This window comes from Capnocytophaga felis, assembly GCF_009684755.1.
GTDB lineage: Bacteria > Bacteroidota > Bacteroidia > Flavobacteriales > Flavobacteriaceae > Capnocytophaga > Capnocytophaga felis.
In genome coordinates this window covers 88,240-109,071 of the sequence record NZ_BLBC01000005.1, presented here as the reverse complement: position 1 = coordinate 109,071, position 20,832 = coordinate 88,240, and the positions used below count along the sequence as shown (strand labels likewise).

General features: G+C 34.4%; 22 protein-coding genes. 7 read left to right on the top strand and 15 right to left on the bottom strand.

The features are described from left to right. Positions 1 to 42: 42 nt before the first annotated feature. The gene (upp, locus tag GN105_RS01765) at positions 43 to 699 is read left to right on the top strand and encodes a uracil phosphoribosyltransferase (RefSeq protein ID WP_155283731.1); all 657 of its coding nucleotides are present in this window, start codon (positions 43 to 45) and stop codon (positions 697 to 699) included. Here upp and GN105_RS01760 read toward each other — a convergent pair. The 7 genes from GN105_RS01760 to GN105_RS01730 form a co-directional block, all read right to left on the bottom strand. Beyond that, positions 622 to 1,581: a DUF6427 family protein gene (locus GN105_RS01760; RefSeq protein ID WP_155283730.1), complete on the bottom strand. Its 960-nt coding sequence runs from the start codon at positions 1,579 to 1,581 to the stop codon at positions 622 to 624. The two genes, upp and GN105_RS01760, sit on opposite strands and share 78 nt — an antisense overlap. Before the next feature lie 23 nt (positions 1,582 to 1,604). Next, positions 1,605 to 2,129, bottom strand: coding sequence for a hypothetical protein (locus GN105_RS01755; RefSeq protein ID WP_155283729.1), 525 nt, complete (start codon positions 2,127 to 2,129; stop codon positions 1,605 to 1,607). Between the two features lie 14 nt (positions 2,130 to 2,143). Further along, a complete protein-coding gene (locus GN105_RS01750; RefSeq protein WP_155283728.1) occupies positions 2,144 to 2,758 on the bottom strand; it encodes a porin family protein in 615 nt (204 codons plus the stop codon). Between the two features lie 37 nt (positions 2,759 to 2,795). Further along, positions 2,796 to 3,026 (bottom strand): ferredoxin, encoded by a 231-nt coding sequence (locus GN105_RS01745; protein ID WP_155283727.1) that lies wholly within the window; start codon positions 3,024 to 3,026, stop codon positions 2,796 to 2,798. A 378-nt stretch (positions 3,027 to 3,404) separates the two neighbouring features. Then, entirely contained in the window at positions 3,405 to 5,414 is a 2,010-nt protein-coding gene (locus GN105_RS01740; protein WP_155283726.1) for a hypothetical protein, read from the bottom strand. Between the two features lie 53 nt (positions 5,415 to 5,467). Then, positions 5,468 to 6,721: a peptidase U32 family protein gene (locus tag GN105_RS01735; RefSeq protein ID WP_155283725.1), complete on the bottom strand. Its 1,254-nt coding sequence runs from the start codon at positions 6,719 to 6,721 to the stop codon at positions 5,468 to 5,470. Between the two features lie 99 nt (positions 6,722 to 6,820). Further along, positions 6,821 to 7,285: a DUF6132 family protein gene (locus GN105_RS01730; protein ID WP_155283724.1), complete on the bottom strand. Its 465-nt coding sequence runs from the start codon at positions 7,283 to 7,285 to the stop codon at positions 6,821 to 6,823. A 97-nt stretch (positions 7,286 to 7,382) separates the two neighbouring features. On the opposite strand from GN105_RS01730, the gene GN105_RS01725 reads away from it, so the two are divergent. Next, entirely contained in the window at positions 7,383 to 8,627 is a 1,245-nt protein-coding gene (locus GN105_RS01725; RefSeq protein ID WP_155283723.1) for a type IX secretion system plug protein, read from the top strand. Positions 8,628 to 8,822: 195 nt separating this feature from the next. Here the strand turns inward: GN105_RS01725 and GN105_RS01720 are convergent, their stop codons facing one another. Continuing rightward, entirely contained in the window at positions 8,823 to 9,434 is a 612-nt protein-coding gene (locus tag GN105_RS01720) for a DUF417 family protein (protein WP_155283722.1), read from the bottom strand. A gap of 113 nt (positions 9,435 to 9,547) precedes the next feature. Beyond that, a complete protein-coding gene (locus GN105_RS01715) occupies positions 9,548 to 10,363 on the bottom strand; it encodes a helix-turn-helix domain-containing protein (RefSeq protein ID WP_155283721.1) in 816 nt (271 codons plus the stop codon). A gap of 141 nt (positions 10,364 to 10,504) precedes the next feature. Here GN105_RS01715 and GN105_RS01710 point away from each other — a divergent pair, with 141 nt between their 5' ends. The 4 genes from GN105_RS01710 (at position 10,505) to GN105_RS01695 (ending at position 14,122) form a co-directional block, all read left to right on the top strand. Continuing rightward, a complete protein-coding gene (locus GN105_RS01710) occupies positions 10,505 to 12,547 on the top strand; it encodes an HD family phosphohydrolase (RefSeq protein WP_155283720.1) in 2,043 nt (680 codons plus the stop codon). A gap of 21 nt (positions 12,548 to 12,568) precedes the next feature. Then, positions 12,569 to 13,141: a Maf-like protein gene (locus tag GN105_RS01705; protein ID WP_155283719.1), complete on the top strand. Its 573-nt coding sequence runs from the start codon at positions 12,569 to 12,571 to the stop codon at positions 13,139 to 13,141. Between the two features lie 61 nt (positions 13,142 to 13,202). Next, complete coding sequence (locus tag GN105_RS01700; RefSeq protein ID WP_155283718.1) at positions 13,203 to 13,634, top strand: 2TM domain-containing protein; 432 nt, start codon at positions 13,203 to 13,205, stop codon at positions 13,632 to 13,634. Next, positions 13,631 to 14,122, top strand: a complete 492-nt coding sequence (locus GN105_RS01695) for a dihydrofolate reductase (protein WP_155283717.1) — start codon at positions 13,631 to 13,633, stop codon at positions 14,120 to 14,122. The genes GN105_RS01700 and GN105_RS01695 overlap by 4 nt, the downstream gene beginning before the upstream one ends. Before the next feature lie 25 nt (positions 14,123 to 14,147). Here GN105_RS01695 and GN105_RS01690 read toward each other — a convergent pair whose 3' ends face one another. The 5 genes from GN105_RS01690 to GN105_RS01670 all read right to left on the bottom strand — a co-directional run bounded on the left by GN105_RS01690 (position 14,148) and on the right by GN105_RS01670 (position 19,636). Then, the gene (locus tag GN105_RS01690) at positions 14,148 to 14,744 is read right to left on the bottom strand and encodes a DUF2911 domain-containing protein (protein WP_173014951.1); all 597 of its coding nucleotides are present in this window, start codon (positions 14,742 to 14,744) and stop codon (positions 14,148 to 14,150) included. A gap of 31 nt (positions 14,745 to 14,775) precedes the next feature. Further along, complete coding sequence (gene porT, locus GN105_RS01685; protein WP_155283716.1) at positions 14,776 to 15,492, bottom strand: type IX secretion/gliding motility protein PorT/SprT; 717 nt, start codon at positions 15,490 to 15,492, stop codon at positions 14,776 to 14,778. A gap of 1 nt (position 15,493) precedes the next feature. Beyond that, on the bottom strand, positions 15,494 to 16,240 hold the full coding sequence (ubiE, locus tag GN105_RS01680; protein WP_155283715.1) for a bifunctional demethylmenaquinone methyltransferase/2-methoxy-6-polyprenyl-1,4-benzoquinol methylase UbiE: 747 nt from the start codon (positions 16,238 to 16,240) through the stop codon (positions 15,494 to 15,496). A 219-nt stretch (positions 16,241 to 16,459) separates the two neighbouring features. Further along, the gene (locus tag GN105_RS01675) at positions 16,460 to 17,347 is read right to left on the bottom strand and encodes a M23 family metallopeptidase (protein WP_155283714.1); all 888 of its coding nucleotides are present in this window, start codon (positions 17,345 to 17,347) and stop codon (positions 16,460 to 16,462) included. A gap of 27 nt (positions 17,348 to 17,374) precedes the next feature. After that, positions 17,375 to 19,636, bottom strand: coding sequence for a GH92 family glycosyl hydrolase (locus tag GN105_RS01670; RefSeq protein WP_155283713.1), 2,262 nt, complete (start codon positions 19,634 to 19,636; stop codon positions 17,375 to 17,377). 252 nt (positions 19,637 to 19,888) lie between these two features. Between GN105_RS01670 and GN105_RS01665 the strand changes: the two genes are divergently transcribed. Beyond that, positions 19,889 to 20,146 carry a hypothetical protein gene (locus GN105_RS01665; RefSeq protein ID WP_155283712.1) on the top strand — a complete coding sequence of 86 codons (258 nt, stop codon included), beginning with the start codon at positions 19,889 to 19,891 and terminating at the stop codon, positions 20,144 to 20,146. A gap of 21 nt (positions 20,147 to 20,167) precedes the next feature. On the opposite strand, the gene GN105_RS01660 is transcribed toward GN105_RS01665, so the two are convergent. Next, positions 20,168 to 20,659, bottom strand: a complete 492-nt coding sequence (locus tag GN105_RS01660) for a hypothetical protein (RefSeq protein ID WP_155283711.1) — start codon at positions 20,657 to 20,659, stop codon at positions 20,168 to 20,170. Between the last annotated feature and the right edge of the window lie 173 nt (positions 20,660 to 20,832).

Below are 20,832 nucleotides of genomic sequence, written 5' to 3'. Positions count from 1 at the left end.
TGAAAAGTTTTTTGTAGTTTTGCAAATACAAAAATCAAAAATATGATTGTGCATCACTTAGGGGAAACCCCTTCCATATTAAATCGTTTTGTAGCAGAATTGCGAGATGTAAATATTCAAACCGACCGTATGCGTTTTCGCAGAAATTTGGAACGTATTGGTGAAATTTTGTGTTACGAAATGAGTAAAACACTTCATTTTGAAAAACGAACCGTTACCACTCCATTAGGTGAAAAACAGATGCAACTTCCGGAAGATAAAGTGGTTATTTGTTCCATATTAAGAGCGGGGTTGGCTTTGCATCAAGGTTTGATGAATTTTTTCGATGGGGCGGACAATGCGTTTATTTCGGCGTATCGTAAGCACACTTCTGAAACGGAATTTGATATTTTAGTGGAATATCTGGCTTCTCCCTCCTTAAAGGATAAGATTTTGTTTTTAGCTGACCCGATGTTGGCAACGGGGCGTTCCTTCGTTAATGTATATGAGGCTCTTGAACCGCTGGGCAAGCCCAAGGAGATTCATTTGTTTGCAGTAATTGGTGCGGAGGAAGGTGTTGATTATCTGAAAGATAAATTTCCTGTAGATACACATTTATGGATAGCAACCATTGACCCTAAATTAAATGAGAAAGGATATATTATTCCAGGTTTGGGAGATGCCGGCGATTTGGCTTTTGGAGACAAAATGCAGCAATAAAATAACCAACGGAATGATTAAAAATAGCCATAGAATGCTTTCCTTTATCCAAGTTCGTCCTATATTTTCGATATAAAGAGCAAATAAAACGGAGAGAGGTGCAAAAATGAAAATAATTTCTTTTGAGAGAAAAACGACCGCTAATCCAACAAGGAGAAATTGTATGATTACTTGACTACTTCCTCTGTGGTAGTAACTTTTGAAGAAGTAAACAATAATTGAAACAAAAAGCATAATTGATGTAATTACCAATGCAATAAGAGTTGGTAAGTGCATCATTTTTTTATAATCGGGCGACCATAGTTTATTGATTTCCGGTAAGTTAAACGGAGTGTTTAACAACAACAGTCCGGTAGAAAGTAAAATTCCTATGCAAAAAATTGCTGAAAATGGGATTAACCAGTACTTTCTCTTTTTTGAACCGTAAAAAAGTAGTGATATCCAGATATTTAATAAGAAAATAAATGCCCAAATATGAAGTAATCCCGCACAAACAATCAAAAAAGAAGCATCAAAAATCTTTTGAGGGATATTTTCCTCTGTTTTTAAGGTCATAATCCTCCAAATAGCCATTGTAACGAGTAAATTGGAAAGACAAAGAGAAAAATGATTGTAAACATCAGGGAAAATGGTTGTAAAAAAACTGAAAAAGAAAATTGAATATGCGTTATTTTCTGTTAGTTCGTTCCATTGACCAATTACATTCAGGAAAAATATTGACACAAACAAAACTAAGAAAGAACCCGTTCTCATTAGCAAATTACTCGGATTCCATACATCTTCAAAAATAAAAAAATCATACAAACAAAATCCGGCAAATAATGCAAAGAAGATTATGAGCAGATTTACGGATTTTTTATCTTCAAACCGATTTGAAATCATACGTTATGTTGGATAATAAGTGTTTAATTACTAACGATTAAGGTATTTCCCGCTATTGAAATATTGTAGTTCAACAGTGGATATTGTTGCTTGGAATTGTTCGTTTTTATAATACTGCCGTTCACCAAATTGTAAACAGTTTTGTCACAGGGGCAAACTACAAAAATATAGGATTTGGTATCGGTTTCACACGCAATAAAATCATTACCACTTTTGGAGGCACATTTTAGTCTTTCACATTGCAACGGATTTCTGTTAGGGCAGGCGGCTTCCCAAGCTACAAACCTGTTGTTCCCCTGATTGGTTACAAAAACACCTTTAATCCCGATATTCGGAATGTAAATTGTATTTTGCGGATACTTCAAAGCATTGTAAGCCGGCAAATCAATGTTTATTGTATAAGAAAAACGAACTTCGCCCAAATACGGATTTCTTTCAATTTTTGATTTTGAGCAAGATGCTAACATAACGAAAAGAAAACCGAAGACAAAATGTATCGAGTTGATTTTTAGTGTTTTGTGAAGCGTATCGAAATTCTTATCAATCATCTTAAATTACATTATTAAAAAACGTAGCCCACTCCAATGGAAAGAACCGTATTTTTGAAATTATAATTAGGACTAAATCCAGTATCTGTTAGTGAACTTTCCTCTGATTCAAGAATGTTTGTCAAACCTTGGTTAAACCGTGCTTCGAAACACCATCCGAAACTCGTTCTGTAATTAACTCCAACCACTAACGACATATCAAAAGAATCCACAGCTTTATGGCTAACGGCGGTGAAAACTTCGTCCTTCTCGAAGGAAAAATCATTATTATTGATTAGAAAATTAAACTGAGGTCCTGTGTGAAGGCTCAGTCCTTCGTATATGTTAATTTTAGCCAAAGCAGGAGCACACAAATAATCCAAAGTCAAATGTGCACTTCCCAAACTTTCCGAACTGAGTTTTGCTCCTACCCGAGAATATGTAGCTTCGGTTTGGAAAGAAAAAAATCTTGAAAGCGGGAATTCCAACGTTACTCCGGCATAAATTCCGTGATTGTTACGAACAGAAGAGCCTGCAGTAGTTTCTCCACTCAAAGTAGCATAATTGTATCCGGCTCTAACTCCGATGTATTGAGCCTGCATCTGTGAAAATGATGCAATTGCGAAAATTAAAAACAAAAACTTTTTCATTGTTAGTATTTTTTATAAAGTTTTAAAATGCATTATATTATATTTCCTTAGTAGAAATAATTTTAACGGGACACGCTTTTTGTGCGGCTTGGCAGGGCTCTAAAATGCTATCGTCGTGTGATTTGAGCGTAAAAAAGCCTTTCTTTTCGGTGGAGCGAAGCAAAACACTTTTTCCGTCTTTTTTGGACATTTGGAACTGCTCGGGAGCCATCTCCACGCAATAATTACACCCTATGCACTTGTCGCGTTGTAAGGTTACTATTACCATTGTTTATTTATCTTTAAATCGTGTTATAAAAGTATGATGATGTTTTTTTGTGTCAAGTTTTCTTTGTCAAGTTGAGCGAAGTCGAAGCTCTATAATTACGAGGCTTCGATTTCGCTCAGCCTGACAGAGTTGTTTATTTTTTTTCTATATTATACTTTTCTGGTGATTATTTTCCTATTCTTTGAATTCTTTTTATGTTTTAGTGTCTCCCGTTGTTATTTTAATAATTCGGAAGGCTTTTTAGTGATGCTTTTACTTGTTTTAGTGTTACATTAACTTATTTTACTGCTTCGGACTATATTTTAGTGTTACATTGGGTTATTTGAACGCTCCGAAGGGTTTAGTATCTTTTTTACGACGATAAAGATATAGATTTATCTAAATATTCAAATCTTTAGATAATTTGATATTTCTTTTATATGCTTCTATTTGAGTAGGAGTACAAGTTTGATTCCATCTGTATCCAAAATATAAATTGATAAAAACTAAAATACCAGTACATATCCAAGCTAAAAACTCATTCTCTTTCCAAGTTTTTGAAATTTCTTTTAAATCCCATTCACTACAATACAGTAGAATTATAAAATATATGATAATCGATATTATAAGAGCTATCAAAAAAACATTTTGAGATTTTTTCTGCCATTTTTTTACTTCATAATCTTTCAAATCTTCTTCTATTTGTTCTTTTAATCTTTTAATCTTTGTATCTTTTTTATCTAATTCTTGTTGTAAATCATCACTTTTAGACTCATATCCTTTTCTAACTTCAATAGCTTTTTTAGTTTCCTCAATAAATCTTGTTGCTACTCTACTAAATGTATCTTTTAATTTTTTATCCTCTTCTTTTTGCTTATCAGAAATTGCATTCAATCTATTGAAGTAGGCTGATTTATCCTCTTGCTGAGCTAAATTATTTATATCTTCTATTTCAGAATTTGAAAGTCTTTTACTTGTTATCCTTTTGGCAATATTACTTACATCTTCATCAGAAATATTATCTTGTGCATATTTACAAAGATTATCATCAAATTCTTTTAGTACTCGTGTTCTTGGCAGATTTCTACCCAAAGTTAGAGAAATGGAAGATGACAATCCTATATTTCCTAAATCATTTGAAGAAAAATCTTTTGTCATAGAAGGATTACTTAGCCAAAGAATATTCAATAAATCATCTGCTTTTATCATCTCAGGTTGAATACCCTTATTAGAATTGAAAGAATAAGTCGAATTGGAGAAAGCATTATTAACAAACCAACAATTTACTTCTTCAAACTTTGTTATATTCCTCCCTCTTTTTTTCTTAACATACAGAATGGCTTCTGCATCGTGAAGAGCACTAATTTCTACATCCCACCTAATCTTTTTAAATTTTTTAAACTCTTCTGTATTCCTGATAACAACTTCCGCAAAAGATGTTTTTATAAGGTTAATACCATAAAAACTTAACTCTTTTTCAATATTATCTATTATTTTTTCTAAATCAGTTTTAGTTAGATTGCGTCTTTCACAAGCATTAAAAACATCTTCTGGATTTACTTTCTTTCGAAGATATGAAGTGTTGAAGTCATCTGCTTTATTTTTTAATAAATTTTTTGTCTCTTGAATAGTTCTTGGTAATATAGAAACCACATATTTATTCTTATTAGCAATATTTAAAAGCGTTCTACAAGTATGAGTAGACTCTTCTGTGTTTAAATCTAACAAACCTACTATAAAATTAGTATCTAATAATAGCTCAACTTGTTTGTTATTAGCTATTATCTCTGGTTTATATTCTATATAACAAGATAATATAGAACCTAAATAGATATCTTTTATAGTCTCATATATTTCTTTTGACTCTTTAAAAAACAATATAAATTGAGCTTCTAAAGTAAAATCTTTTTGATTGGGATTAGTTTTGTCAGACAGATATTTTGAAAGGTTATATTTATTTTTTTCAATAAATTCAAAAATTGTATCTGTATCAAAATCCTCTATTGTTTGATTTTGCTTAAATTCCTTAAACAAAGTTTCAACATCATCTATTCTTCTTTTTTGCTCAGAAATAATATCTTCATATTCATTAAAAGTATATTTTCTAATATCAAAACTTCCATCATTATGAATGATTATTTTTTCTTCCTCCTCTGTATTGATTTCTTTTTTAATTGTATTTAAAATTCTTGTCAATACAGATACAGGAAAATCTAAGCCATATTCCTTGTCTGCAATTTCTTTTATTTCTGTAATATTCCCGCCTCTACTAATACCTTCTATCTTCAATTGAGAAAGAACTCTTTTTATTAGAGGTACAAAAATATCTAACGAACTTTTAATATCACTACTATTATTATTGATATAGGCTAAAAGGCTGTATGTTATTATCCTATTGTTATTTTTCATATTACGACGAAATCCATTTTACACTTTTTTTCGTTTCTGATGTGATAATGTTCCTACTTCGCAAACTCCGTAGCTACAATCTTATATAATTTATCCGACAGACGAATTCTGAAATCGGTTTTGATGGTGCAAGAATCGCCTTTGGTAGCTTTTTGGGCAGGTACGTCATTGACCATCATATTTTCCAAAACGAACTCCTGCACGCCCGTGGTAGGACCTGTAATGAGCAGTTTATCACCTACTTTGATGTCAAAGGCTTCGATGAGAAATTCCGCAATCCCCGATTTTGGAAAATAGTGCTTTCCTTGCCCTACATACACCTTTTTCTGTGTAGCGTTTGACCCCGGATTCTCGCTCCATTCACCTAATTTTTGCCCGAGATAATATCCGCTCCAAAAGCCTCTGTTGTAAACGGTTGAAAGGGCTTCCATCCATTTTCCGACCTTTTCTTTTGAATATGTCTCCTCGTAATACGCATCGATGGCTTCACGATAGGTTTTTATGACGGTCGCCACGTATTCGGGGGCTCTTCCGCGTCCTTCAATTTTGAGTACTTTGGCTCCTGCGTCAATCACTTGGTCGAGAAAGTCAATGGTACATAAATCTTTGGGCGACATCATATATTCGTTATCAATTTCGATTTCAAAACCGCTTTCTTGATCGATAACGGTGTATTTTTTTCGGCAATTTTGTTTGCACGCCCCCCGATTTGCCGATGAATTGTGCGAATGCAAACTCAAATAACACTTTCCGGAAACTGCCATACACAACGCTCCGTGACCGAAAATTTCTATTTCTACCAAATTCCCTGAAGGACCTTTTATTTGCTCACGCTGAATCTGTTCGGCGATTTTCTTTACCTGACGTAAGCTCAGCTCGCGACTCATTACCATTGTATCGGCAAACATTGCATAAAAACGCACCGTTTCAATATTTGTGATATTGATTTGGGTGGAAATATGTACTTCCATTCCGATTTGACGGGCGTATGCAATTACTGCTTGGTCCATAGCGATGACTGCAGTCAGATTTGCTTTTTTGGCAGCATCGAGCAAGGTTTTTATGATGGAAAGGTCGTGGTCGTATATGATTGTGTTTAAAGTAAGATAGGTACGGATACCTTTTGGGTGGCAACGGCGTGCGATTTCGTCCAAATCGTCAATCGTAAAGTTGATACTGGCTCTGGCACGCATATTGAGTTGGTCAACGCCAAAATACACCGAATCGGCACCGTTATCAATAGCTGCTTGCAACGATTCAAAGTTTCCGGCAGGAGCCATCAATTCTATTTTCCCTGAATTTGTCATAAATGTGATTGAAAGTTAGCGGTGCAAAGATATAAATTTTTACTATATGTAGTGAGAACTAAATTTACATTTGCTAACTGACAATAATTATAAAAACACTTAATACAAATCCTTTACCTCTTGCCACGAACCTCCGTTGTAACATTCAAAGCCTTGATTTTGTAGAAGTTTTGTCGCTTTTTGGCTTCTGATTCCTGAACGGCAACAACAAATAACAGGCTTGTTAAATGCCTTGATTTCAGCTATTCTGTTTGGAATTTCGTCTAAGGGAATATTTACAGAATTTTCAAAATGCCCCGATTGAAATTCAGACGGAGTTCTAACATCAATAATCACGGCTTTTGGAGCGATTTCTTTCAGAATTTTTGTGTTTTTCTTCGTTGGAAAAAGAATGCTCAGTAGTAATCCGCCCATAACAGCTCCGTAAAGCGTACTATTCAACGGATTGGAAGTAATAGCACAAGTTCCTGATACACAACCAACGTAATAATAGTACATATATCCGGCAATAGCTCCCAAGAAAACACCTATTATTATCAATTTGTTTTTAATAAGATACTTCATTTCTTTAAATTAAAATATAAAATTAAGAGAACACAAAGATAAAAATTTTTGTTTACATCATTTTTTTACTACATTTGATTTTTTAAAAACCGATTTTATGAAACAATTACTGTATTTCATATTTGTATTTCTTTCTATAAATTTGAATTCTCAAGTTTTGACAGAGAAAAATCCGCCTGAATATATCAAAACAATTATTTTCAAAACATCAGAAAACGAAAGGGGGCAGTTTCCGTTGGTGCGTATCAATGAGTCGTTTACCTTACAATTTGATGATTTGCGAGGTACGGAAGAAGTTTATTATTATAAAATTACGCATTGCAACGCCGATTGGTCGCCTTCTACATTGCTTAAAAGTGAGTATATCAAAGGATTAGATGAACAATCTTTCCAGTCGGAGAGCAGTTCTTATGCCACATTACAAATATATTCGCATTATCGTTTAACTTTCCCGAATGAGTTGACTAAAATAACACTAACAGGAAATTATTTGCTTTCAATAACAGATAGTTATGGAGAGGAAATCTTTTCTCGCAGATTTGTAGTTTACAATCCGTTAGTAGGTGTTTTGGCTGAAGTGAAGCGTTCCCGTGATTTGCAATTTTTTGACACCAAACAAGTAGTTCAATTTTCTGTGAAAGAGAAAGATATCCGTTTGCAAGACCCGAAATCTACGGTACAGGTTGCTATTTTACAGAACTATCGATGGGACAACGCAATAACCAAATTGAAGCCTCAGTACGTGATGGGAAATGAATTGATTTACAGATATGATTCGGAAAGTGCTTTCTGGGGAGGAAATGAGTTTTTGAATTTTGACAGTAAGGATTTACGAGTTGCCTCTGCCGGAATTTTTCGGATAGAACAAAATGAGTTGTTTGAGCATTATCTGTTTGGAAATGAAAGCCGTGCGAATCGAGTTTATACCTATTATCCTGATATTAACGGTGATTTTTTGGTAAATACGATTAATGGGGCAAATCCTGATAATGAGTCGGATTATGTTTGGGTTCATTTCGCTTTGGAAGGAAAACCAAATTATAATTCAAAGGAAGTTTATGTTTACGGAAAATTCTCAAATTATGAGATTTCAGATACTTACAAACTGACGTATAATGAGAAAAACGGAATTTTTCAAGGGAAAGTACTTTTAAAACAAGGATTTTATAACTATAAATTTGCTACAAAAGATAAAAATGAAGTGAATTTTAACGAAGTAAGCGGAAATTTTCAGCAAACGGAAAATAACTATTTGATTCTGATATATTATCGTGCCCCCGGATCTTTGTATGATTCTGTCGTTGGAATTGGTTCAGCAAGTGGAGCAAATATTTCGAGATAATTTTTATATATTACTTACTGATTAATAGTTATTTACAAGAAAGAAGCAAAAAAAATATTTTAAAGCTTGTAACATTTTATGGTTTTAATCGTCTTACTGATAAAAACATTTCATTTTTATCTTTTTTAATTGGTACAAAACAAATAAGCCGTTTCAAACTGAAACGGCTTATTTATTATATTTGTTAGAGTAGTATTAATTATTTCTTCTTTTAAGTAAACGTTGTGCCGCTTCAGAAGCTGCAATCAAACCTCCGGCAGACATAATGATATCCTTCAATACCAAACGTCCTGCTCCCGAAAGGTACGGAAATCCGAAATTAGGTGTAGGCATATCTCCTCCTAAGTTAGGAACATAAACCTCTGGTGTTGTAATTAAAAATGAAAGAGTTACTATTGACATACCAAAGGTAAGAAGCCCTCCGATAACACCAATTTTTGGCGACCAAATTCCTAATAAAACGAGTAATCCGATGAGGCAAATAACTGTTCCCAATCCGTATGAAAACCAGTAAGTTCCATTTTGTTTGTGCCATTCAATGTTCTTTGCAACCATTTTGCCTTCTGGGTTTTTGTGTAGTGTATATTCGGCAACGGTATCTCCTTTGTCATTTATGGCTGTTTTTCCTGTATTATTGTAGAAAAAACTCATAAAAGGGCTGTTAATTACGAAAGGAACAATCCCGTCAGCTTCATATTGAAAAGCTTTTAAACCACCAATCCAAGCCATTACGATGAAAATCGCTACTCGGATGAAATTTACAAATGTACGCTGGCTATCCGCTAAAAATGTAAGTAATTTTTCCATTGTTTCTGATTTTTAGAATGTTATAATATGATGTGCTATTTTGTATTTTTCGGTTGCAAAGGTAATAATTATTTGATTGATAATTAAATGGACAAAAAAGGATATAACATAGATTATTTTGCAACGATTGAAATCCCTACACTTTCTCTGAAAAATTTTGGAGATTTTCCCACAGCTTTTTTGAAAAATCGGCTAAAATAGAATTCATCTTTGAAGTTCATATCAAAGGCAATTTCTTTGATGGTTTTGTATGTCAAATGTAGCTGTTTTTTAGCTTCTAAAATTACCCTTTCCTGAATTAATTTCGTTGGAGATTTTCCTAATAATTGTTTGATTTTCTTGCTGAAAGCATCAGGAGATAAACGTGCTTGGTCTGCATAGAATTGTATGCTGCGTTCGGTTAAAAAATGCTTTTCTAATGATTTTTGGAAATTCAGAGCCAAGTTATGTGCAATGTTTTGTTCTGTTTTTTCTAAAATATTACTTTTTTCTTTGCTTGAAAGAGCCAAAATAAGTTGCAAATACGACTTAAGAATGGCCTGAGAATAAACGGATTCAGACAGTAATTCGTTTTCAATACGAGAGAAAATATGCAAAATTTCTTCAAAGCATTTTTCAGAAACTTCAATATGAGGAATTAAAAATATGTTGTTGAATAACAATCCATTACAGGCTACTTCTTTTTTATGGTATTCAATGCAATAGAAATCGCCGTGAAATTGAAGCAGACTTATTTTTTCCATTTTTCCTTCGCTTTTCTGAAAATTTTGGAAAGGGGAAAGAAATAATAACGTATTGCCAGAATATTTATATTCCACAAAATCAACCAGAAAACTCCCATTTCCGCGAAAAGCAAAAATGCAATAGTTTTCTACACTAAAATTTTTAGTGAGCTTCAATTCGGAAATGTTTTGTATTGAAATAGACATTCTTAGCAAAAAATCTTTTCAGTATTGAAAGGTTTGAAGCAAAAATAATTATTTTTTCGGCTTTTTACAAACGATTGAGGTTTAAATATTTTCCGTACATTTGTAAATTAAAGTATTGTGCTTCATAAACTGATTTTGATAATGAAAAAATTTCGGTATTCTTTATATTTGAGAGAATCTTTGGTTTTCAAGTTGATAGCTTTTTTGGTGGCTTTAATTCTTATAGTTCAAGTATTTCCTAAAAAGGCAAAATTTAAGTATGAATTCCAAAAGGGGAAATTGTGGCAACACGAAACGCTTTACGCTCCGTTTGATTTTTCTTTGAAAAAAACTGCAGAACAAATTGAGGCAGAAAAAGAAGAGATAAAGAAAAATTCAATCGTTTATTATGTGAAAGATACGTCTGTTTATCAGTTTGTTACGTCTAATTTCAATAATAAAAAAGAAACTTACTTTAACGATGTTCCCGAGCAGAAAAAACAAGAACTACTTGCAAAAGCAGAGGAATTTTTGAAAAAGATTTATCAAGATGGAGTAATACTTTCAATGGAAAACATTGGCAAAGGGGAAATAAATCTTATTCGGCACAGTAATGAATTTTGTGAAGTTTCGGTAAGTAAAATACTGAAATTAAATGAATTAAATTCAGAAATCACAAAATATTTTGCCGAATATCCTTACAATAAATATAGGAAGAAATATTATGATTTGTTTTTTGAAATTTTGCAACCGGACATATCAATAGAGCAAAATTTTACTAAAAAAACACTTGAAGAAAATCTGAAAGAAATTGTTTATACGCGAGGCTGGGTGAAAAAAGGACAACTCATTATTGCCAGAGGAGAAATGGTTGAAGGTGAGCGTTTTAATACATTGTCGTCCTTACAGTCTGAATATGAGGAGGAAACGTGGAATCATAAAAATTACGTGTGGTCATTAACAGGATATTACGTTTTGGTAAGCATAGTTCTTTTGGTTATAGGATTGTATTTGAAAATTTACGAAAAAAGCATCTATAAAAGCAATGTAAAAATAACTGTTATTCTGCTTAATATGCTCACAATAATTGCATTTGTAGGAATTATCACAAGGACTTTTCCTCAGTATATTTACATCGTTCCTGTTGGTATGATGGCTTTAATTCTCAAATCTTTTTTTGATTTAAGGACGGTTATTTTCGTTTTTATAGCTACGATTTTGATAATAGGATTTATTGTTCCGAATAGCTTTCAATTTGTTTTTATTCAGGTAGTTGCGGTTTTGGCTATCATCATTGCTCCGAGAGATTTACATTATCGATTGAATAGTTTTGTGTCAGCGGCTTTGATTACAGGAGCTTATTTTATCATTTATATTGCATTTCACGCAATTACGGAAGGAACAATTTCCGGATTAAATATTTCATTGTTCACACTTTTTTTCCTGAATGGGGTGGGAATGCTTTTCTCTCAACCATTTACATATATTTACGAGAAAAGTTTCGGATTGGTTTCTGACGTTTCACTTTTGGAATTGAGCGATACCAATTCTAAATTACTTCGAGAACTTTCGGAAAAAGCTCCCGGAACGTTTCAACATTCAATGCAGGTGGCTAATTTGGCAGAGGCGGCTGCTTCCGAAATCGGTGCGAATGCCTTATTGGTAAGAGTGGGAGCCTTGTATCACGATATAGGGAAAATGTTGAATCCGGTTTATTTTATTGAAAATCAGAAAACAAGTGCTAATCCTCACGATTCGCTAACTCCTTTGCAAAGTGCAAAAATCATAATAAAACACGTTACTGACGGCATTGAGCTTGCACGTAAAAATAAGTTGCCTCAACGAATTATTGATTTCATTCGCACACATCACGGAACGAGTTTGACATATTATTTCTATCGAAAAGAATTGGAGGTAAATCCGAATTGTAAGGAAGAAGATTTTCGTTATCCGGGTCCTCTGCCTTTTTCGAAAGAAACTGCAATTTTAATGATGGCAGATTCAGTAGAAGCTGCTACCAAGAGCCTGAAAAATCCAACCTATGAAATGCTTGATGAATTTGTGGAAAAAATCATTAAAAAACAATTGGATGACAATCAGTTTATGGATGCGGATATAACACTCAAACAAATTGAAACCATAAAAAAGGTTTTGAAAAATAAACTAACCAATATTTATCACATTCGGATAGCATATCCGGAGTAACAGATTGTAAATAAATAATGTATGAAGAAAATAATTTTGGCATCAGCATCACCTCGAAGGCAACAGTTTTTCAAGGAATTACATTTTGATTATGAAGTAATTCTCAAACCCATTGACGAAACCTATCCTAATAGTTTACAGAGAGAACAAATTACGGATTATCTGTCCAAGAAAAAAGCCGAGCCGTTTTATGGTACATTGAAGGAAAATGACGTTTTGATTACTTCGGATACTATTGTTTGGCACGAGGGCAAAGCTCTTGGGAAGCCCAAAGATTATGACGATGGATTTGAAATGCTCAAATCGCTATCGGGTAAGCAGCACGAGGTGATTACGTCAGTTTGTTTCACTACATCGAAAGAGCAGAAGTTAGTCAATTGTGTTACAAAAGTAACTTTTAAAACGTTTACAGACAGAGAAATAGATTTTTATTTGAAAGAATACAAACCTTATGACAAGGCTGGAGCCTATGGTATTCAGGAATGGATTGGTTATGTGGGAGTTACAGCTATTGAAGGTTCTTATAATAATGTTATTGGTCTTCCTACACATTTGGTTTACAGTGTTTTGGAAGAATTTGAAAATGCAGGTTAAAATATTTTGGGAGTAACGATAAAAATCGTACTTTTGGCACTATAAACTAAACTGAGATATAATGCAAGAAAATAAAAAAACAATGGAACCGGCTCAATATGAGTTATTTGAGAATGCTCAGAGAAGAATAAAACAAAAAAAACTTTTGTTTTTGCATCTGTGGGTATTCGTTTTGGGATGTATTTTTATGGTGGTAATCAATAAGTTACTCTATTCTGATACAACATATAACTGGTACATTTGGGGAATTCTTGTCTGGACATTTCTTTTCCTATTGCACGTCATAAATGTATTTGTGATAGAGCGTTTTATGGGGAAAGAATGGGAAAGAAAAGAACGTCAGCGTTTGGTGGATTTGCAGCAGAAGAAAATTCTGAAAATGGAAGCCAGCGTTGAGAAAGAACTTCAAAAGGAAAGAGAAAAAGCACAGCAAGAATTGCTGAAAGAGCAAACGAATGTAGTTATTAAACCGCAAGATATTCAAAATCAATGATAACACTGATTGCTGCAGCTTCTGAGAATAATGCTTTAGGAAAAAATGGAGAATTACTATGGCATCTTCCTGAGGATTTTAAACGCTTTAAAGCTTTAACCACAGGGCATTGCATCATAATGGGAAGAAAAACATTTGAAACTTTTCCTAAATTATTGCCTGACAGAACGCACATTATAATTACACGACAAACAGATTATGCCGCAGAAGGTTGCATCGTGGTGTCTTCTCTTGCTGAAGCAATAAAGAAAGCAATGGAAACAGATGAGAGTCCGTACATAATAGGAGGCGGGGAAATTTATCATTTGGCATTAGATATTGCCGATAAAATTGAATTGACACGTGTACACGCTACGTTTGATGATGCTGATGCCTTTTTTCCGCTAATTCCCGAAAATAATTGGAGATTGGTATCTTCACAAAATGTATCCAAAAACGAAAAACACTTATACGACTTTACATTTGAAACGTATGTAAAAAAGGATTGAATTTTTAAGTTCAATCCTTTTTTGCTTATACTCCCATATCACGCTCTACTTGCTTGATTTCTTTTAGGTGTTCAATAATCTTATTAATATTTTCTACATTATCAACTTCAATGGGGATTTCGGCTTTTAAATATTCCCATCGAATGACTAAATTAATCTTTGTTTCACTAATGCTTTCAAAGGAAATTTCCAATGATTCTTGCAATTCTTTTTGAATTTGAACAGGAACTTTAATTTCGATAGCATTTTCATTCGGGTCATAACTGTAAGCCCCCCAGGCATCTGCATCATAGTTCAAAACTACAGTCCATTCGTGTTCTTCCGGAGTAATGAAGATAGCGTATCTACCTAATTTTGTGGGTTTACCACCAAACAAAACACTTTGCTCAAAGGTAATATTCGTAGCCTCATTGGCTCCCACCCGCCAAATTTTTCCGTAAGGTACTAATTCGCCAAAAATTTTCCGTCCGCGAACGCTTGGTCGCCCATAGTCAACAGATATTTTCGTTACGGAAAACTGTTGAGAAATTACTTGCCTTGGGCTTGCCATCGGGTATCTGTAATTCTGTGAGAAACCAACATAAGCACTCAACAACAATGCAAAAGTTATGATTTTTTTCATAATTATTACTCTTTTTATTATTCTGTAAGGATTATTCAAAAGTGAGATTAATCAAAAAACCTCGTGATTTTATTTTGCTTAAATTTCCTGTCCAAGGGCTTGAAGCATTATCATCAGGAATAAGTTCGTTATTTATTGAAAATAAGCCTCTTATTGAAGGAGAAAGACGGAAAAAAGGCGTGTAAATATCCAATCCTATTCCCATTTCATAGAAGAAAACGCTTCTTTGTGTGCGGAAAATACGCTCGTAATTATCGATATTCAGGTTGTAATTACTACTTAAATTGATAGCCATTGAAGCTCCTGCAGTAAGATAAGGCTTAACATTATGCCAACGCTCCGAACTAAATTTTACCAGCAAAGGGATATAAATATAAGTAGATCTTACATTACGCAGATAATCTCTCTTTTCATTCATACCGGGAAAATAGAGGTCACGTTTGTTATAAACCAAACCGGGTTCAAGCCGAAGGTCAAGATATTTCATAAGTCGCATTGAGCCTGATAACCCTACATTAAAACCCCAGTTTTTAACGGTTCTGACTTCACGTATTGTGGGAGTTCCATAGTCTAAATCATTGTAATCGAATTTGAAATCAAACATATTTCCGCCGAAATAGTAACCCCATTGTAACGGTTTCTCGTCGAAATGTTCCAAATTCATAAGCGGACCTCTTCGCTGTCCCCAAACAGAAAAACTCCCGATAAAGGAGACGATAAAAAAGGAAAAAATACAAATTTTTTTCATCTTAAATTGTGTTAGGTTTGTTTGCCACATAAATGGTAGCCACTCCGCCCAAAGTTTTTGGGTAATATTTGGTTTGAGCATATCCGATTTTATCCAAAATAGCTTTGAATTTTTTTCCGTAAGGAAAAGCCGAAGCCGATTTAGATAGATAAGTATATGCCGAACGGTCTTTCGAGAAAACTTTACCAATTAAAGGCATAATAAATTTGGTGTAAGCAAAATATCCTTGACGGAAAGGAAACTTTTCAGGCACGGAAGTCTCCAAAACAACCAGTCTGCCACCGGGGCGAATAACTCGATAAATCTCCGAAAGCCCTTTTTCCAAGTTTTCAAAGTTTCGCACACCAAAAGCTACGGTTACAGCATCAAAATAATTATCGGCAAAAGGCAAATTTTCACTATCGCCCGAAACCAATTCAATACGGTCAGAAAGATTTTTCTTCTGAATTTTCTCTCGTCCTACCGATAGCATTCCTTCGGAAATGTCAAGCCCAACAATGTTCAGTCCGTTAATTTCACTCAGAGCAATTGCCAAATCGCCCGTGCCTGTAGCCACATCAAGAACTCTTTTAGGAGCAATTTCAGCCACTTTTTCAACAACGAATTTTCGCCATTTGATGTCCGAACCCAATGAAATTACTCGGTTAAGCCCGTCGTAAGTGCCTGATATGGAGTCAAACATTTGTGCTACCTGTTGTTTCTTTCCCTTGGAGGAGTTTTTGTACGGAGTGATGGTGTTTTCTGACATTTACCTTATTACAGTTTTTTTGCAAAGATAGAGAAAAAGTTGAAAGTTAAAACCCGAAAGCTAAAAAATAGATATAAGGATGTAACAAAACATCAAAAACTGCCAAAATAACGTAATGGAGATGATTTTGATAGTTTTTTATAAAATCTTTATGGTTTGAGTTTCTAAAACAAGTTTCCGAAAGATATGCCCAAGTCTTCTCGATTTTATGAAAAGCTATTATTTGTATTTTTTCTTTTCTTTTCTGGTCATTTCTCTGGTCAAAACTTCAGTGTTGATAACTGTTTTGTAGGTTTTTCCGCTTATTAAAGGAACTATTCCGTCTTCGGTAAGGAAATTAGGCGTAATATAACTGTATTCTGTGGTTTTTTCACCCTCTGAAAGTGCCGAAAGATAGTAAATTACCAAACTAAGATGCTTTTCAGGAGCTTCTACTTGTATTAAACCACCTAAATAATCATTCGGAAGAACAGTGGTACCTACTTTTACATTAATTCCATTCTTTCTAAAGCCTTTGTATTCAGCAAAAGAACCATCTTGATGCTCTACAACTATCATATTTTTCTCGGAAGTATAAGAAGCATTGTGATTGATGTCTTTATCTTGTTCAACAAAGATTACAACTCCTTTACGAATGGCAAAAACACTATCCAAAGCTTGTCCGTCAAAGGCATAGGCTTTCCAGTCTTTTGGAGCAGGGCGATTCATATATCTTTCAAGCACATATGTTGATTCGCTCACATAAACTTCTTTTCCTTTAGCAAAAGGCAATAAATACGGAAAAGATTTATCAATCTTTTGAGGCTGAAAAGCACCTTGTGTGTATCTGTAAGAATATGAAAAACTGATGCCTTGCTCTTTATTAGTAGGTCTCATTGTGAATAACTTACCTGAATTGTTTTTTAATACGTAATGAGAAGCCGGGGTATCGTACGAGTTACCCACATTTGAGAATTTCAAAATTAAGGTGTAAGAGGTAGCATTTCTTTTGGTATATAAAAAATCTACGGAATTATCCTGATTACTTTTGGCTTCAATAGTTATTTCCTGTTGAGCAGCAAGCTGAAAACCTGAAAGAAGCAAACAAATAAAAATTATTATTCTCATAAATTCATTTTTTATCGCATTATATTTTTAATCAAACTCTAAAGTTCCGTTATCCCTGAAAGCATCAAACGGAAGATTAAAACCATCTATTCTTTTTCCGTTAAGATATACCGAACTACCTTTTTCACTCTCCGAAGCATTCTCCGAATCATTTTTATTATCTTCGAGATGATTTCTACCTTTGGTGATAACAAACTTTTTATCGGCTGGGAGTTGCATCGTTACTTTATCAAAAAGCGGATAACCCAAAACATAATTATCCGTAACAGGAGTTACCGGATAAAAGCCCAAAGCACTAAACACATACCAAGCCGAAGTCTGTCCGTTGTCTTCATCACCACAATAACCATCAGGGGTAGGGGCGTAGAGCTTACTCATAACCTGATGTAATCGTTCACGTACTTTTTCAGGTTTATTTACATAATTATATAGATATATTAAATGCTGAATAGGCTGATTTCCGTGTGCGTAATTACCCATATTCATAATTTGCATTTCGCGGATTTCGTGTATTGTAAATCCGTAATACGAATCATCAAACAAAGGAGGCATTTGAAAGACTTCATCAAGCTTTTGTTCAAATTTTTCCTTCCCGCCCATAAGTTCGATAAGCCCTTCAACATCGTGGAAAACCGACCAAGTGTAATGCAAACTATTTCCTTCCGTAAAGGCATCACCCCATTTCAGCGGATTGAAAGGCGATTGAAACGTGCCATCTTCATTACGTCCACGCATCCAGCCCGTTTCCTTATCGAAAACATTGCGGTAGTTTTGGGCTTTCTTTTTATAAAGCTCTACAATATATTTTCGGTTCATCTTTTCAGCCATTTTATAAATCGCAAAATCGGCATAGGCATATTCAAGCGTGCGAGCCACGTTTTCATTAATTCCTACGTTGTAAGGTACATACCCCAGTTTGTTGTAATAATCCACTCCCTCTCTTCCTACGGATTTTACAGGTCTGCCTGCATTCTGAGTAGCATTTTTAAGCATTGCTTCAAGTAAAATTTCAGCGTCTTTGTCATCGATATTTCCTTTCAGATACGCATCAGCAATAATAGGAGCTGAATTAGAGCCAATCATACAATCACGATGTCCCGGACTTGCCCACTCGGGTAACCAACCCGATTCTTGATACGTATTAACAAGTCCTTTCATAAACTGTTTATTCATTTCAGGATACATCAAATTAAAGAAAGGAAACACGGCACGGAACGTATCCCAAAAACCATTATCGGTAAACATATAACCTTTCTCTACCTTTCCGTTATAAGGACTATAATGCACGATTTCTCCCTGAGAGTCAATTTCATAAAACGTACGAGGGAACAAAAGTACGCGATACAAACAAGAATAAAACGTACGGATATTATCAATATTGCTATCTTCTACCGAAATTTTAGAAAGTTCTTTTTCCCAAATGTTGAAGGCTTTTTCTTTGGTTTGCTCAAAATTATCCGAGCCGATTTCATTTTTCAAATTCAGCTGGGCTTGCTCTGGACTGATAAAAGAAGAAGCCACTTTTACGTTTACTTGTTCGCCTCGTTTGGTAGCAAAACCAATCACAGCCCCCACGTGTTCGCCTTGATTCTCTGCGTTATCCGATAGCTTCCAGCCATCACCCCACGTATTATAAAGTTCAAAATCTTTATCGAATTCAAGTACAAAATAGTTATGGAAATTCTCTGGAACACCTCCGTTATGGTTTCGGGCATATCCGACAATCTTCCGTTGGTCGGGTAAAATCTTCACCATTGAGCCCTTGAAGTACGCATCAAGCAAAACGTATGATTTTTCGGCTTTCGGAAAGGTAAAACGGAATTGGGCAGCTCTGTTTGTCGGTGTAATTTCCACCGTAGTGTCATAATCAGCCAGATACACCTTATAATAATGTGGTTTTACCTCTTCTGCCTTGTGCGAAAACCACGAAGCACGCTGGTTTTCTTCAATTTTAAGCTCGCCTGTAACGGGCATTAAGGCAAAAGCTCCGTAGTCATTAATCCACGGGCTGGGCTGATGTGTTTGTTTAAATCCTCTGATTTTATTTGCCTGATATTGATACGCCCAACCATCACCCATTTTGTTGGTCTGCGGTGTCCAGAAATTCATTCCCCACGGCACGGCAATGGCAGGGTAGGTATTTCCGTTGGAAAGCTCAAATTTAGAATCCGTCCCCATTAGCGGATTTACAAAATCAGTATAAACAATCTGTTGTGTTTGCATTTCTTCCTGCTTTGATGAGCAAGAAAAAACAAAAATCAGTGCGGTAAAAAACGAAATATATTTCATAGCACGCTGTTTTAGTGTTTAACTTTTTATTATCGTATTGAGTTTGAAAAAAAGATGCTTTAAATGAAAATTTCTATTGAAGTTACAAATGTATGATATTTATTTATTATTTGGGATATTATAGCTGATTTTAGCAGTTATGTAAATATTTTCAGAGTAATTTTTTTGATGTTTGAATATAGTAGGGGCGAATTACTATTCGCCTTTACATAGTTATGAAATATTATTTTAATATTTCAGATAACCTTTTTAATGCTAATTATGACCTTTTTGATGCTTCGGATGACCTTTTTGATGCTCTGGATGACCTCTGAGGTTATAATTATGACCTTTTTAATGCTTCGGATGACCTCTGAGGTCATAATTATGACCTTTTTGATGCTCCGAAGGGTCTTTGAGGAGGTTCAGATGACCTCGAAGGTGTTCCAGATGACCTCCAAGATATTCTGGTATATCTTCCAAAAAAAACCTTTGCCAGAATACAAGATTATGACAAAGGCTTCAAAATGAAAAACTAAATTTTAAAAGACTTCAAGTTGTTTTTGGTTCTTCCGGTTTGATTGCGTTACGCTTTGTTTTGGCAAAAAATTGCTTTTGCTCACGGTGTTTTTCCTCATAACCTACTTTTTTTGATTTCACACGATAGGAAGTATAGGCGTAATCTTCCAATACATCTTGATAATTATCGTAATCGTGATAGGTTTTGGAATTTATGGCACGCGTGCTAAGGCTGTTGAGTTTTGAAATGATGCCTTCCAAGAAATTTCTGCTTTTGTAATCACGGAAAAACTCGTCCCAATCCACGTCTGGCGACCGAAGTTCAGGTCGGTTTACGGCGTAGTCATACGTTTTGTTGATGAGTAGTTTGTTCTGCTCATTAACGCGTCCGTATTTGTTGCGGTCTTCAGGCGTAAGGTTCACATTAAGTGGCTCCATTGCCTTTTCAAGAGCTGTAAGTGCATCGTTAATTGCAGTCATCTGCTCTTCTGATAGGTGAAAATTGTTTAAGTTGTGTATGCTCATAATCATACATATTTAAGGATTTATAAAATTATATTTACGATAAAAATTACCTTCCGAAGCATCTTCCTGATGATAAAAAGGATTATTATCGTTGTTCTTTGCAAAGGAACAAAATTTTTTTAAATAATTGAAATATAACGGGTAAAATTTTAAAAGAAGTGATGCGATTTTTT

Excerpts from the sequence above, each read along its gene's own strand:
- GN105_RS01700 (WP_155283718.1), top strand. The coding sequence starts at position 13,203 with ATGCAAGAAAATAAAAAAACAATGGAACCGGCTCAATATGAGTTATTT.
- GN105_RS01695 (WP_155283717.1), top strand. The coding sequence starts at position 13,631 with ATGATAACACTGATTGCTGCAGCTTCTGAGAATAATGCTTTAGGAAAA.
- GN105_RS01705 (WP_155283719.1), top strand. The coding sequence starts at position 12,569 with ATGAAGAAAATAATTTTGGCATCAGCATCACCTCGAAGGCAACAGTTT.
- GN105_RS01740 (WP_155283726.1), bottom strand. The coding sequence starts at position 5,414 with ATGAAAAATAACAATAGGATAATAACATACAGCCTTTTAGCCTATATC.
- GN105_RS01670 (WP_155283713.1), bottom strand. The coding sequence starts at position 19,636 with ATGAAATATATTTCGTTTTTTACCGCACTGATTTTTGTTTTTTCTTGC.
- GN105_RS01750 (WP_155283728.1), bottom strand. The coding sequence starts at position 2,758 with ATGAAAAAGTTTTTGTTTTTAATTTTCGCAATTGCATCATTTTCACAG.
- upp (WP_155283731.1), top strand. The coding sequence starts at position 43 with ATGATTGTGCATCACTTAGGGGAAACCCCTTCCATATTAAATCGTTTT.
- ubiE (WP_155283715.1), bottom strand. The coding sequence starts at position 16,240 with ATGTCAGAAAACACCATCACTCCGTACAAAAACTCCTCCAAGGGAAAG.
- GN105_RS01690 (WP_173014951.1), bottom strand. The coding sequence starts at position 14,744 with ATGAAAAAAATCATAACTTTTGCATTGTTGTTGAGTGCTTATGTTGGT.
- GN105_RS01755 (WP_155283729.1), bottom strand. The coding sequence starts at position 2,129 with ATGATTGATAAGAATTTCGATACGCTTCACAAAACACTAAAAATCAAC.
- GN105_RS01760 (WP_155283730.1), bottom strand. The coding sequence starts at position 1,581 with ATGATTTCAAATCGGTTTGAAGATAAAAAATCCGTAAATCTGCTCATA.
- GN105_RS01735 (WP_155283725.1), bottom strand. The coding sequence starts at position 6,721 with ATGACAAATTCAGGGAAAATAGAATTGATGGCTCCTGCCGGAAACTTT.
- GN105_RS01745 (WP_155283727.1), bottom strand. The coding sequence starts at position 3,026 with ATGGTAATAGTAACCTTACAACGCGACAAGTGCATAGGGTGTAATTAT.
- porT (WP_155283716.1), bottom strand. The coding sequence starts at position 15,492 with ATGAAAAAAATTTGTATTTTTTCCTTTTTTATCGTCTCCTTTATCGGG.
- GN105_RS01675 (WP_155283714.1), bottom strand. The coding sequence starts at position 17,347 with ATGAGAATAATAATTTTTATTTGTTTGCTTCTTTCAGGTTTTCAGCTT.
- GN105_RS01720 (WP_155283722.1), bottom strand. The coding sequence starts at position 9,434 with ATGGAAAAATTACTTACATTTTTAGCGGATAGCCAGCGTACATTTGTA.
- GN105_RS01710 (WP_155283720.1), top strand. The coding sequence starts at position 10,505 with ATGAAAAAATTTCGGTATTCTTTATATTTGAGAGAATCTTTGGTTTTC.
- GN105_RS01725 (WP_155283723.1), top strand. The coding sequence starts at position 7,383 with ATGAAACAATTACTGTATTTCATATTTGTATTTCTTTCTATAAATTTG.
- GN105_RS01665 (WP_155283712.1), top strand. The coding sequence starts at position 19,889 with ATGCTAATTATGACCTTTTTGATGCTTCGGATGACCTTTTTGATGCTC.
- GN105_RS01730 (WP_155283724.1), bottom strand. The coding sequence starts at position 7,285 with ATGAAGTATCTTATTAAAAACAAATTGATAATAATAGGTGTTTTCTTG.
- GN105_RS01715 (WP_155283721.1), bottom strand. The coding sequence starts at position 10,363 with ATGTCTATTTCAATACAAAACATTTCCGAATTGAAGCTCACTAAAAAT.
- GN105_RS01660 (WP_155283711.1), bottom strand. The coding sequence starts at position 20,659 with ATGAGCATACACAACTTAAACAATTTTCACCTATCAGAAGAGCAGATG.